The organism is Arenibacter algicola, from assembly GCF_018860365.1.
GTDB classification, from domain to species: Bacteria; Bacteroidota; Bacteroidia; order Flavobacteriales; family Flavobacteriaceae; genus Arenibacter; species Arenibacter algicola_B.
The window spans coordinates 491,809-506,084 of sequence record NZ_JAHKPO010000013.1 but is presented as its reverse complement, the minus strand read 5'-3'; the positions used below and the strand labels follow the sequence as shown (position 1 = coordinate 506,084).

10 protein-coding genes are annotated in these 14,276 nt (G+C 36.8%); 9 read left to right on the top strand and 1 reads right to left on the bottom strand.

Features of this window, described 5'->3' with window-relative positions; translation table 11 throughout:
• The first annotated feature begins 673 nt into the window (after window positions 1–673).
• The 7 genes from KO529_RS10820 to KO529_RS10790 all read left to right on the top strand — a co-directional run bounded on the left by KO529_RS10820 (window position 674) and on the right by KO529_RS10790 (window position 11,614).
• Window positions 674–1,846 carry a BF3164 family lipoprotein gene (locus KO529_RS10820; protein WP_176225580.1) on the top strand — a complete coding sequence of 391 codons (1,173 nt, stop codon included), beginning with the start codon at window positions 674–676 and terminating at the stop codon, window positions 1,844–1,846.
• Window positions 1,847–1,880: 34 nt separating this feature from the next.
• Complete coding sequence (locus KO529_RS10815; protein WP_085496262.1) at window positions 1,881–2,321, top strand: DUF1573 domain-containing protein; 441 nt, start codon at window positions 1,881–1,883, stop codon at window positions 2,319–2,321.
• 99 nt (window positions 2,322–2,420) lie between these two features.
• A complete protein-coding gene (locus KO529_RS10810) occupies window positions 2,421–4,628 on the top strand; it encodes a hypothetical protein (protein ID WP_215947883.1) in 2,208 nt (735 codons plus the stop codon).
• A gap of 353 nt (window positions 4,629–4,981) precedes the next feature.
• Window positions 4,982–6,673: an O-antigen ligase family protein gene (locus KO529_RS10805; RefSeq protein WP_146216267.1), complete on the top strand. Its 1,692-nt coding sequence runs from the start codon at window positions 4,982–4,984 to the stop codon at window positions 6,671–6,673.
• Window positions 6,674–6,745: 72 nt separating this feature from the next.
• Window positions 6,746–7,642, top strand: coding sequence for a signal peptidase I (gene lepB, locus KO529_RS10800; RefSeq protein WP_085496269.1), 897 nt, complete (start codon window positions 6,746–6,748; stop codon window positions 7,640–7,642).
• A 189-nt stretch (window positions 7,643–7,831) separates the two neighbouring features.
• Window positions 7,832–10,561, top strand: a complete 2,730-nt coding sequence (locus KO529_RS10795; RefSeq protein WP_215947882.1) for a hypothetical protein — start codon at window positions 7,832–7,834, stop codon at window positions 10,559–10,561.
• Window positions 10,562–11,149: 588 nt separating this feature from the next.
• Window positions 11,150–11,614 (top strand): helix-turn-helix domain-containing protein, encoded by a 465-nt coding sequence (locus KO529_RS10790; RefSeq protein ID WP_110355089.1) that lies wholly within the window; start codon window positions 11,150–11,152, stop codon window positions 11,612–11,614.
• 267 nt (window positions 11,615–11,881) lie between these two features.
• Here KO529_RS10790 and KO529_RS10785 read toward each other — a convergent pair whose 3' ends face one another.
• Entirely contained in the window at window positions 11,882–12,451 is a 570-nt protein-coding gene (locus KO529_RS10785; RefSeq protein WP_093978151.1) for a recombinase family protein, read from the bottom strand.
• 203 nt (window positions 12,452–12,654) lie between these two features.
• Here KO529_RS10785 and KO529_RS10780 point away from each other — a divergent pair, with 203 nt between their 5' ends.
• Window positions 12,655–13,515: an AraC family transcriptional regulator gene (locus tag KO529_RS10780; RefSeq protein WP_110355087.1), complete on the top strand. Its 861-nt coding sequence runs from the start codon at window positions 12,655–12,657 to the stop codon at window positions 13,513–13,515.
• A 99-nt stretch (window positions 13,516–13,614) separates the two neighbouring features.
• The gene (locus KO529_RS10775; protein ID WP_110355086.1) at window positions 13,615–14,118 is read left to right on the top strand and encodes a MoaF-related domain-containing protein; all 504 of its coding nucleotides are present in this window, start codon (window positions 13,615–13,617) and stop codon (window positions 14,116–14,118) included.
• Window positions 14,119–14,276: the final 158 nt, after the last annotated feature.

The following is a 14,276-nucleotide window of genomic DNA, read 5'->3' as shown; positions in this document are numbered from 1 at the left end:
TAAATAAGGATATGGGAGGACAAGGCTATTGGAGGTAAACTTTACAAGAGTTTGAGGAATTCTTACGTAAAATATAAACGATACTGAGAAAAGACAATAGTGGGCATACTGGGAAGGGTCGCCATAGATAAGTTCCTCTCGATTGTGGAAAACAAGAAAACTGTCGGGAACTTCAAGGAAGACCTTATCATCGAAAAGGGGCATAAGGGTGCATTTTGGACAGGTGCTCCAGCTTACTGTTAGTCGAAAATGTCGGTGGAAATGCAATCGATAAGTTCTTCAAGATCACAGTAAATGCACAAGAACTTTATAAGGAATGAATCCATATTAATCCAATGACAAAGGTAAGGAGATCTCTGGGCATATGAAAATCGCCAAGAAATCGGTTGTAATGTATTTTTCATATATCCATAAGTATCTTGGGAACGGGCATCAATGAGTATACCAACAAATTATTGAGAAAGTATTTTTCCAAGGATTCACCTTTGGGCAACGTGCAAAACAACCAAATTGGTCATGTAGTTAAATTACTTGATGACAGATCAAGGAAAAAATTGGATACGGAACACCCTAAAAAGTATTTTTTGGATGTATTCACAAAAAATCAAAACATACATATGCTAGTATAATCGACCTTGTGATGATTAATTATTTTAAGTTGCGCTTTGTTTTTATGATACGTATTTTACGAACATGTTATAGGAATATTTATAAAGGATTTTATAAGATACATCCGCCTCTACATATATACTGTTTAAAAATACTAGCAACGTGTGTTCTGTTGGGTTGTGCTAACAACTACAATAATCCGTTAAACGATTTTTCTAAAGATAATGAGATTGTACTGGTAGGTGAGGAAATCCGATTTCAAAGCGACACAATACTATTTCGGCCCCGTAAATTCGAAGTTTATGACACCTTGGCCATTTTTAATGATAATACAGGTGAGGCGGGTTTTAGTATTGTCAATTTAAAAGATGGCCGTTTAGTAGAGAAGTTTGGTTTTGCGGGCAATGGAGAATCCGAAATGAATATTAATGCAGTTTCAATGGAAAATGGTGTCGCAAACAATGATTCAGTTTTTAGTATTACCCAGGTAAACTCTCCGCATAAAATCTTTCGCTATAATTGGGACAGTTTATTAAATAAATCTGAATACAGGCCGAAACCTATTTTTTATTCAACAAAAATTACTTTTTCGAATACTTATTTCTTGAACGATTCAATTCTATTCGGTAAGTTTTTAACTTCAAATATGGATAACAAAACCTTTGGCGTTTTGAACCTCTATACAAACAAATTAACAACGGGTATTGAAGTACCCGGAAATGAAAATAATAAAACCCAAAGCGAAAAGGATTCTTTGTACTTCAAATATTTAAATATGAGAATGGATAATAGAGTAGCCTATAGACCAGGAAGCTTCCATGAATTTGCTTGTTTTTCTGGTAAAGGAGCAGTAATTCAAATAATATCGGTTGACAAAAATTATCGTTTAAAGAAAAAATATCAAAAAGTATACTATCTGCCTACTTTTAATCTTCTTGTAGGACCAAATTCAAAGAAAATTGTTGCAGGGAAGGACAGTAAAAAAGGCTTTCGCAATATTGCGGTTAGTGATAAAAATATCTTCGCCCTTTACAGTGGCCCTTTGTTGAACGACAGTGATGAAAACTTCAATATATCCGATATTGTCTTGGTTTATGATTGGGAAGGGAATCCAGTAAATAGAATTAAATTGGACAGAAAAGTGAATACAATAGCTATCGACAGAGAAAATTTCACACATTTATATGGAATGATGGACTCTAACAAATTAATTAAATATGTATTATCTGAAAACTAGTCAGTAAAAGTTAGTGACTTAATTATTTTAGAAAATGGAAAATGAATACAAAATATTGCTATGGACAATATTACTTTTTATTGGATTGACTGGATGTAATCAAAAACACAAAGACAAGAATAATGAATATAATTTGGAATTTAAGAATGTGCAAAACGATAGTGTTAAGATTGAGTTTATTACAAATACTACTATCAATATAGGTTCCGTTAAGATAGGCGATACAATTAAAAGGGTTTTTAAATATAAGAATGTAGGGCAACACCCATTTTTAATTTATAACGCAGAGGCTACTTGTGGCTGTACGGTAGCTTATTTTAATGATAGCCCTTTACCTGTTGGAAAGACTGATTCGATAATTGGCATCTTTGTAAGTGATGAACACATGAAAGGTTTTGTAAACAAAGTAGTGACTGTTAACAGTAATTCACCATTATCCCCATTTTTATTGACATTTTATGGTAGGGTGGAATGAAACTTTGGCTCTTTACAGTACTATAGAACCAATGATTGTTGGCTTGTTACATTTATTAAGCATAAGGGCTATTCCACTTCATATTCTATTTTGTTTCCAATGAGTAAAAGATTATTTGTTCTTTTGGTAAATCTACAAATATTGGTATTTTTTCTTCTCCTATTCTATAATTGTGTGGATTTAAGAAGATATCCATATCCGAAAGGTGTGCTTTCCTCTTTAGAAAAAGCGGGGGAAAATAAAATGGAATTGATTAAAGTGCTAGATCATTATAAAAAGTATCCACATGACAGTTTAAAATATAGGGCGGCCTGTTTTCTTATATCTAATATGAAGGGTCATTTTTCATCAAAAAGGATTGAGTCCTACCCAGATTTAGTAAAAGAATCATTTAAAAAAATTGACTCGCTTACCAAAGTAATCTTCTTTCATGAGGCAGATACTTCACTTTTCCGGTTTGCAGATTATCTTCATAATATTCTAGACACAAAGGATTTCGCTCCGACAAAGGGCTTTGTAGATTCCCTGATAAAAAGAACTTACCCTGATACTGTTGACGTAAAATTCCATAGAAAAAAAGTTGTACATTTTGAGCACTTTGTAGATAGTATTGGCAAGGAATTGCTATTCAATATCCAAACGGAAAATCAAACCAACGGAATTTATCCCGATTTGAAAAATATCTCCTGCAACTGGTTGATTGACCATATTGATAATGCGTTTTCCTGTTGGAAGAAGTCCCCTTTTGCAAGGGATTTGAGTTATAACGAGTTCAAGAACACCTTGTTGACATATAGGAGCATGAATGAATCTGTGGATACATATTCCAGTTATATTAATAATTATTTTTACGGTATTGTTCATTCTAATGATTCTTTAAACCTTGCTAATACCGTGAGACGCTTAAATTTTGCCACCTATTGTCTCGATGTTTTCGAGGACAATGGCCATAAAATCGGAAATTTAGGGTTTTACGATATTTTACAGTTTTATAAGTTCGATTGCGACCGACATTCCGAATGGACAGTAAGGGTATTAAACGCATGTGGCGTTCCCGCTTATTTGGACTATACTTCGGGTTACTTTAACAGGGACAAAATACATTATGGGGTATCGGTACGGGATACTTCAGGAATTTATCACCATTATTCCCCTAAATGGCAACAGTTAGGTGATTACAGGCATCAAAACGAATTATCCAAAATGTACAGAAATATGTATGTCAAACAGAGGTGCCCAAGAACATTGGCCAGCATTAATGAATACGTCCCGAATACATTCAAAAACCCATATATGAAGGATGTAACCGAGGAATACCACAAGGTTACCACCTTTTCAGTTCCCTACAAGTTTAAGAAGGATAGTACCAATAGAAAATTGGGCTATTTGGCGATATTTAGCCCTAGAGGCTGGAAGCCCATTGCCTGGGGAGAGATTGATTATGACCGTAAAAAAATCAATTTTGAAAAAGTTCCTGTAAATGCAACTTATATTGTTGGTATCTATGATTCCAATGGGTTCATTCCAATCTCCAACCCATTACATATCGATTTCGACAGAAAGGTTATGGAAATAGCTCCCAACAACAATCCGATTACCTTACGACTTACTCGTAAATTTCCCTTGAAATACCATTTAATTGAGTTCATGAAGGATATGATTGGCTCCAAAATACAAGGGGCCAACAGCGCGGATTTTTCGGATGCAATAGACCTCTATTCCATTGGCTCATCAGACATTTTGGATTTTTCAGTGAAAGCCTTACCTATTTCGACAAAAAAGAAATTTAGGTATGTGAGGTGTATTAATAATGGTAAACCGCTTAATATTGCAACTTTTGAGGTGTTCTCTTCAGTAAATCAAAACATGAATATTGTCAAAGGGTCGGAACCTTCTATCTTGTCTGAGGAAAAATTAAGAAACGTGGATGTTGGTCTTTATACAAAATTGAATGGTAACCTTTTACCTTCAAGCCAAGATGTAGAGCGGGCCTTGGATGGCAACCTAGAAACATACGTTACAACTTTTTCCATAGGTATCGATTTTGGAAGCCCTCAGCACATTTCACAAGTAAGGTTTGCCCCCAGAAATGCCAACAATGGAATAGTGATTGGGGATAATTACGAGCTTTTATATTACGATAAGAGATGGAAAAGTGGAGGCTCCAAAATTGCAGAGTATAACTTTTTAAAATTTGAGAATGTACCCGAGAATACGATATACTGGTTAAGAAACAAGGACCACGGTAAGGAAGAATTACCCTTTGTTTATAGGGACGGTAAGCAAATATTCGTAAACGAACGTTAGTTTAACAGGTTTCGGAGTTTGTGAATATTTTTTTCATTTTACATGGACTATATGGAGATGTGGATAATTTCCGATTATTGTAATACTCACTTTCTATAAAATTTGAAAAAGCCTTAGCCCCTTGAATCCTGAAAGTTATTTTGCAAAAGGACATTGAAATGACACTTAAGATAGATTGTACCAAAATTAGAATATTAAGATTAGAACATAGTATTAACTTATTGATAGTGCTGTTGTTATTCTCTCTATACGTATTTTTGCCATCGATTGATTTCTTGCCATTTCGACGCTCCCCAGTGACCGGAAAATTTATTATATTCTTACTCGCAACCCTATTAATCGTCTGCTTATTTTTGGGAAAGCTGAAAGTTTCTGATGAATCCTTTTCTATTGGCCGGATAGATATTTCAATTCTTCTACTCGTGGTTTATATAACGTTCAATAGATATTTTTTTCAACCCACTTACGGTTTTTCAATAAGGTTCTACGAATTGCTGGGGTTGCTGGCATTGTATTTTGTGATAAAATCGCTTACACCTAAACATCATTCTTGGCTACTTATTGCGGCCATTATCGGTGCCAATATCCAAATCATTATAGGATGGTTACAATTATACGGCTTGATAGAATCTAACAGTTCGGTTTTAAAGGTAACAGGTGGTTTTTTTAACAGTGGCCCCTACAGTGGTTACTTGGTAGCCGTTTTTCCAATTGGCCTACAGTTCTTAAAGAATGGTAATTTCCTAATTGAAGATGGGAAAAAATATATTAATATACGAAAAGCAATCGTTCACTTTGCTGTTGTTTTAAACATTATTGGGTGTGTGACAATAATTCCTGCATTAAGATCGAGAGCCGCCTTTATTGTTATTTTCTTTACTGTAGGATATATCTATCGCAAGAATATTCAGTCCTTTTTTGAAAAAAACACAAAGAAAAGGGTTGTAAAGGTTTTGTTGGTTTTGGGGGCAATATGTTGCATGATTACTTCCATTATTTTTATATATAATTTTAAAAAAGGGTCAACTGAAGGGAGGTTGTTGATATTGAAAACTACTGTGGAAATGTTGAAAGATAGGCCTGTTATGGGTTTTGGCTATGACAGGTTCCATAGTAACTATATGCTTTATCAGTCAGAATATTTTGAAAAACACAATAACATAAAAATGGCGCTAAGGGCAGGGAATACAGCTTATGCCTTTAACGAACCATTACAGTTTTCCGTAGAAAATGGAATATTAGGATTGTCAATTTTGTTGCTAGTGCTATATTTTTTAATTATTAGAAGAGGGACTTTAAAAGAAAATGAACCATTGTACGAGATGGCAATGGCCGGAATTTTGTCGATAATTATCTTCTCACTATTCTCGTATCCTTCTAAAATTCTGCCTATTAAATTGGTGTTAATCCTTTACGTGGCAATTTTATCTGCAAACCAGGCTAGTTCCTTTTGCAACCGTTTTAAACCCCAAAATAAATCAAAATCAAGATCATTTTACATACTATTGATTAGTCTATCTATCTCTTGCTTACTGTTTTATAAGACACTGAAACTAGCAAAAGCTTATTATGTTTGGAATAATTCCCACGAAAATTATTTGGATAAAGATTTTAATTTGGCAGTTAAGGGTTACAGGTTAATATACCCGTTTTTTGATACCGACGGGAAGTTCCTTACCGACTATGGTCTGGCTTTATATAGTGCAAAGGATACATATGCTGCCATTAATATATTGAGCAATGCCAAGAATTATTCTAATAATTCCGTAATAGAAAATGTGTTGGGGAATTGCTATAAGGAAATAGAAGATTACAAAAATGCTGAAATATGTTATCAACGTTCCATTAATATGGTTCCAGGAAGTTTTAGGAGCCATTACTTATTGCTTAAAATGTATTCCGACAACAATCAAATGGAAAATGCTGTGAATGTTGCTAATAGAATATTGAATTTAAAGGTTACAGTTCCTTCCGAGACAACGTTTGAAATAATAAATGGAGCAAAAAATTTTCTAAAACTTCAAGGTGTGAACTATGTTGATTGATTCGACAATACCTGTTGTTTATGGTTGCGGCAGGCACAATCAATTAAAAATGAAATCATTATAACTGTAATTATGGAAAAGCGTTTGAATTTACGACTAAAGATAGCTCGCTTTTTTTTTCTTAAGCTATTAAATGTCTTATTTTGGTTTTTTTTGAGTACGATTGTTTTAAGGTTATTTTTTTTTGATGTTTTCCATATACCAAGTTCTTCGATGGAGAACACCTTACAAAAAAACGATTTTATAATTGTTAGCAAGATTTTTTACGGCAGCCCCCTAGCAAAAATCTTAAAAGAGCTGAAATTTAAGCAAAAACCAAAAATAAACGATCTTTTAGTCTTCAGCGTAGGTAAAGAATCAACGATATACGTGAAGAGATGTGTTGGTCTGCCAGGTGACATAATTGAAATAAAAGACACGGATATTTTTATTAATGGGCGATACGCACACCCTCCCCGTACCTCGTGTCATTTTCGAAAGGTTTGGTACCGAAATTTTAATGACTTAAAAGAGTGTATGAATAAGGACTCAAGCAGTATTATACAGAAATATTCCGGTTACGTTATAATCAATCTTGATTTGAACCAGGAAAAATTGCTTATGGGTTGTAAAAGCGTCGATTCGATCGGGGCAATCGAGCCAGACGCCAAACATAATAACTCAATGATTCAATTCCCACCCTATTCGGAAAACAACATGGATAAATTTGTAATTCCCTACAAAGGATTAAAGATTAGCTTTGAGTCAAACAAAATAAAGGATTATCGTGATATTATGGAATGGGAAGAAGGGGGTGAAATTGGAGAAGAATGTTCTTTTTATTATGATAATAAAGAAAGTGAATTTTATATTTTCAAAAACGATTACTATTTTATGATTGGGGACAACAGAAACAAGTCTATTGACTCTAGGTCATTTGGCCCTGTTGCCCAAAAGAATATTATCGGAAAAGTAATATTCAAAATATAAAACAAGCTTTCTCTTCTTTAAGTATTTAGGTCGCTAATGTTTAAAGAGTAAATTTTTTAAAGCATTAATACCTTCCAATAGGATGGTATTTCATTTTAAATAAATTCAAATGACTAACTTAAGTACAAACTCTAGATATCTAGATATTAAAGTGTGCGTTTGGTTAGAAGTTTACTATTCGAAATAAAAATGTCAAGAAAGTTTATCACTCTGCTATTATTGTCGATTTCAACCTCCGTTTTTTCACAAGATAGGTGGTCGCCCGAAAAGATCTATTTGCAGCTTGCCTCCGAAGTGTTCGCTACCGACCAAACTATCTGGTTCAAGGCCATCGTAACCGATGCAATTTCCCACCGTTTCACGGAAATTAGCGGTGTACTTCATGTTGAATTGATTGGTCCAGACGGGAAAATCGTGTCGCGTAAATTGGTCAAGTTGTCCAAAGGGGTAGGGAGGGGGTCTTTTGAACCCGAAAAGGGCTTGCCGGAGGGCCGCTATCTGGTACAGGCCTATACCCAATGGAACAGAAACTTTGGGGATGATTTCATTTATAAGCGCTACGTGGACATTGTAGCTCCTTGGCCCTCAAACAACCCGAAATTATTGGATTCCCTAAAACTGGAGAAAGTAGGTGACGGGCGGTTCCTTTTGAGCGCTAAGGTTAGGTCAGACGCCATAGAATCGACCGGGGCCAAGCAGGTACAGGTCGCCATAGAAAGAGATAAGGGGAGCGACACCCTGCTTATAAAAAGAAATGGCCATGGAGCTTATGCATTTGAATACGAGATGCTGGAAGACCCTAGCTGGGTGACCGTGACAGTAGAGGGGCTATCCGAAACGGTCGTCCTGGATCAAAACGAGGTAGACCTGCAATTCTTTCCTGAAAGCGGTACGTTAATTGAGGGGTACAGCAACAAGATAGCGTACAAGGCCATAGGCATCGACGGCAAGGGAAGCAGGGTCCAGGGAACCGTTTTCGACGACAGGGGGAAACATATCATTGATTTTGTGTCAAACCGTTTGGGAATGGGCTATTTTTCAATTTACGCCGAAAGTTCCCGTACCTACCATGCCGAAATTCGTTCCACGAACGGACCGAAAACCATCGTAAAATTCCCTTTGCCCAAATCGGCATCCAATGGAAGTATTATCTCTGTTCAACGAACTGGCAAAAATATTTGGGCGGGGGTATACTCAAATGTCCTTTCCGGCAATGTGTATATCAAGGTCTCTTGCCGGGGGCAGGATCTTATTATGATAGAGGGTCCGTTGCGAGAGGGATATCTGTCCAAGAGCCTTTTATCGGAGGCATTGCCAGAGGGCATACTCGTCTTTACCCTGATGGACCAGAACAAAAATACCGTTGCGGAGCGGCTGTTCTTCAATGAAAAGACCGAAGACCATTTGAAGGTGGACCTGGCTACGGACAGGGAAACGTATGCACGGCGCCAACCTACCCAATTGGATATCCTTATCACGGGACAAGATTCCGTTCAGGGCCCCGTAGAATTGTCCGTTTTGGCCATCAATTCAGTACAGGGCCAGCATACGTTTGGGAACATTAAATCCTACTTTCTTTTAAGTTCGGAACTGCGGGGAACGATCGAGGATCCCGATTATTACTTTAATTCCCAGAATACCGGACGTGCCCAGGACCTCGACGCCCTTATGCTCTCCCAGGGCTGGCGCCGTTACAAACATCCTGCAAAACGCATCGAGAAGACCCTTTATTGGCCTCAGTCTCGCCTCGAGGTCAGGGGCTCGGTACAGGCCCCCGGAAGGAGCAAACTCTCTAAGGAAGGCGTGGGGCTTACCTTATCTTCCTTATCAAAGTCACCGGTCTTCTACTCAGGAACCACCGATAGTCTGGGTAACTTCAGGTTCATGATGGAGGATACCTATGGCCCACCCATGCGGGTCCTACTTACGGTAGATGATGGAAAAAAGGGGAATAAACTTGATTATAGGATCAATTTGAATAACCCAAAGCCTCCAAAAGTAACCTATGATCGTAGGCCGGCCTTTCGTCAACTGGATACCCTGATCAGAAGTGTGGCCGTGGCGGGAATGGAACGTGTCCGAACAGAAGCCATATTAGATTCCCTCTATGGGGTTACGCAACTGGACGAGGTGATTGTTACCGACAACCTCTTAAGTCCCGAGCGCAAAAAACTTTACGACAAATACGGAGAACCAGATGGGATCGTCAATGGAGATGATTTAAGGGCAAAGGAGAAAAAATGGTCCTATGGGCTATACAGTATCCTTCTTTTCAATTACGGAGATCAGGTATTTATTGAAAAATATAGCGACGGGTTTATGCTTGCGCATGTCAGAGCGGGACAGTATGGAGCCGTAAGATATCAATCCGGACGCGGTATCGTACCGGGAAATCCAAAAAAGGAGGGGACTTTATTGATCGTCGACGGTAAACCGCTTGACAAACACCAATATGGTCAGGTGTCCAATATGTCCCCCGAAATTATAGAGCGGGTAGAACTTATCCAGTACGCCAGTTCCTTTAGGAGCTTGTACCAGAGTGTTTTTCCAGAGGTAAGTCCCATGAATACGCCATCTCTTGGACATATCATTTCTGTGGTTACCAAAGGCGGTTTAGGTATCAATACTTCCATAAGGCCGACACCTGGCACCTTTAATACGTCTGTCGAGGTCTTTTCCCCGGTCATGGAATTCTACACCCCAAAATACGACAGTCCGATTCCCACCAAAGAACAAAAGCCGGATCTTAGGGCACTTATCCACTGGCAACCCCATCTGAGCACTGATAAGTCAGGAAGCGCATCGGCTCGTTTTTATAATGGAGACGTTCCGGGCGACTATATAATTGTTGTAGAGGCTATTTCAAGGGACGGGCGCGTCGGTTATGGAAAGAAGCATTATGTTGTATCAGAAAAGTGAGTTCAAATAAATGAAGTACATCACCTCGTTAAAAGAAACTGCGTTTGGTGAGACGTTAAATTCTAGTTTTTTAAAGTCCCATAAAACGAACGTAACCGTTGCACAAGCAAATAAATTATAAAAAAAACAAACTTCTATAACTCCCTTTTAAGGCAGTTTCTCTTTTTAGGTCAGCAAGTAACCGGATATTTTTGGAGGCCTTTGCAAACCAGCTTTCAACAAAACCAACACGGGCAGCCGTTGTACAAGTCCTAATTTTTAGAAAATCCAGCTTATTTAAACCGCTTTACAGGCTTTCTTTAATGCATCAGTGCCAGCCATCCCGTTTTAAATTGTACCACTTTAAAGAAAACAAATAAAATTCCCCACTGGCTCGTGCCTTCCCTTAAATTGGCTGGCCAAACACCGCTCCTGTCCAACCTCTTTGCATATTATTGACTAAAAATCCCTAAATTGGAAAAAATAAAAAGGATCCAATCCCTGTAGCAAGGATAGCGCAAAACCGAGACCGCATAGTTACATTAAAGAACTGCGCCCTTGGCTTACCTGATTTAATCCTATAATGTTAACGGTAATTTGAAAACCACAATGAAGAATAGCTTAAAGGAGCATAGAAGACTTAAAAACCTGACTCAAGAAGAGTTATCAAAGTCTTCTGGAATATCCATTAGAACTATTCAGCGAATCGAAAAAGGATTGTCAACGGGAAGTTCTCATACCCTCAAAACTTTAGCGAAAACTTTATCCATTGAAAGCTCAGATATATTTCATGATGAAGGTAACCCCAAATTATTTGTAAAAAACAACATAAAAACATTGAAACTTATGAATTTTAGTGTTTTAACAATGTTGGTAATCCCATTTGGTAATATTATTTTCCCATCAATTATATTTTTCAAGAATAGAAATGATAGAAAGATGAATACTATTGGAAAGAAAATTTTGAATTTTCAAATTTTAAGTATGTTAGCACTACCTTTTTTCCTAGTTATTCTATTCCTGTTAGCAGGAAAAGGGTATGGAGGATTTCCTATAATTTTAATAGTCTCTTAACTGGAACTATTTCTGGATGATTTAATATGAATAATTTTTATTAGAAAAAAGTGACTCATAATCAAGTTGTCCCTAGTTCGAGCCCAAGCGACCATTTAATCACCTATCAGTTACAGTGAAATTATTGGAATTGTAGGCAATTCGGAAATAAGATGGGGATGCCACCTACATTTCGAAATCCTAAAATTTGACAACCATTTTGACCATTAAACTTTGTTTTAGCTGTGGACCGATTTAAAAATCCAGGGAACATGGCTTATTGATCTTTCATTTTGAAAGTTGCCTTTCCACCCTATAAAATGAACTTTTACTAATTTTAGCCTTGATACATGCCATACCAATCGCCACATCCATATGGTCGTATAGATGCTTGGCATAATGGTATTTTTCAATAGTTTCCCGTTTTGACCCAGAAGGCCTACCCAAAAGTTTATTACGTTGACGGGCATTGTTCAAGCCGACTTTTGTTCTCTCACTTATAAGGTTACGTTCGAATTCGGCAACAGCAGCAAAAATTTGAAGTAAAAATTTACCGTTTGCAGAATTAGTATTGAATTCGGGTTCGCTGAGGCTTTTAAAATGTACTCCAGATTCATTGAACCGGTCGATAAGTTGTACCATGTTTTTTAGGGAACGGAATACCCTATCATTTTTATAGGTCAAGATAGTATCCCCTTTTCTCATATACTTCAGCATTTCATTCAAGCCCTTTCTATCGTCCCGAGTTCCACTTGCTATATCCGAATAGATTATTTCGCATCCGCTATTTTTCAACAGATCTATTTGAGATTCCAATTTTTGTTCCGGGGTGGAAACCCTCGCATATCCTATTACCATATTTAGTGCCGTAAAAGGTTAATTAACGAAACTAATAAAAAAGACCAGAAATGAGACAATACCCTCCAAGATTTTTCCCTCCGTGAAAAGTGTCACGTGAATCGGCCGTTTTATGGGACTCTAAAATGGATGCCATGGCCCATATAGATAGGATATAATCATTAAATTAGTCCAATCATTACTAAGCTGAAAAACGTATCGATTTGAATAACATTCCCAAAATATCATTTCAAAGCGAAGAAGACGAAAAGGAATTCGAGCTCCTTAATGTGTCCAACTTATTTGCAAGAATAAAAGAAGGTTTGGACCATAACCCCAATTTGCCCCATAGGCTTAGCTTTTTTGCCTTGCTGATCGTTACCAATGGTGTCGGAAGTCATAAGATCGACCTGAAAGAGTATCCATTAAAAAAAGGTACGGTGTTGAAAATAGCGAAAGGACAAGTACATGCTTTTGAAGAAAATCCAAGTTATGACGGATTCCTGATTGTGTTTACGGAAGAATTTGTACTTAACTATTTTTCAAAATCGTCCATTGAGTTTATTTCCCATCTCTATAATTATCATATTTCCAAAGCTGCCGTTGATGGTATCAGTTTCAATGAGCCATTTATTAAACATCTAAAGATTGAACTGGAAACAGAAAATACCTATGCCCAAAAGAATATTGTGGCGGTAATGCTCGAATTATATTTATTAAGACTAGAGCGTCTTTCACAGACAGATGAACCTCAAAAACAAAATAAATACTATCCGCTATTTCTGGAATTCAAAAATTTGGTGGAAGAAAAGTATACCACCACGAGAAATGTAAAGGACTATGCCGATATGCTATTGGTTTCTACAAAACATTTGAATAAGATAGTCAAAGAATTCACCCTCAATACTGCCAAACATTTTGTTGATGATTTTGTGATCTTGGAAACAAAAAGAGCAATAGCAAGCACAAATGATAGTTTAAAGGAAATCGCATATACGGTGGGTTTCGACGAAGTGACAAATTTCACGAAATTCTTCAAAAAACATACCAGTACTACACCAAAGCAGTTCAAAACCGGGCTATAGCCGTTCCGCTCCTATATTTACCATTCTTTTCCGAAGATTGACCTACCAGGCTATTCAACATTTCGCGAATTTTGTACCGAACTTTTAAATCATAAGAAGATGAACCTTTCAAAGAAAAATAACGAACACAAGAAAAACAATAGAAACCTTGTGAGTAAAGCAAAATTAGTTACACTTATTTGTCTTGCGCTATTTAGCGTTGGACTTAGTTTTGGTCAAAGCAAAACATCGGAAGAAAATAAATTTCAGTTCGGACAGCCTGAACACTTCTTAGATGGATACTCACTGAATTTCCAGTATCAAAATGGAACGGCTATACACTTTGAGTTCAACAATGGCAAAGCCAAATATGAATGGGTTGCCGGGCCGGCAAAAGGAAATGGAAACGAAGATATTCCTTATCGTTCGCTTAAAATTGGTAATGACCTTTATATGATCAATTGGCACGAAACTGACAGAAGGGACTATTTGACCGTGGTTTTGGATTTTGAAAAAATGCTAGTGCACAGTTCTATTATAATCGGTTACGAAAACAAGCCTGAACGACCATTAAAAACAGTATTTCTAAGTGGGATTATTGATCATTTAAAAATACCTGAATAAATTTCAGTCTATCATTCTCTGAATAAGAAGAATAGTGATCAGTTAGGAACTACTATTAAATCTGATGAAGATTTCACAAACTTCATCAGATTTTTTTTGTGTAGTTATGACTGAAATAACCCAATGGAATTTTTCAAAAAAATATACTTGTACTAAAT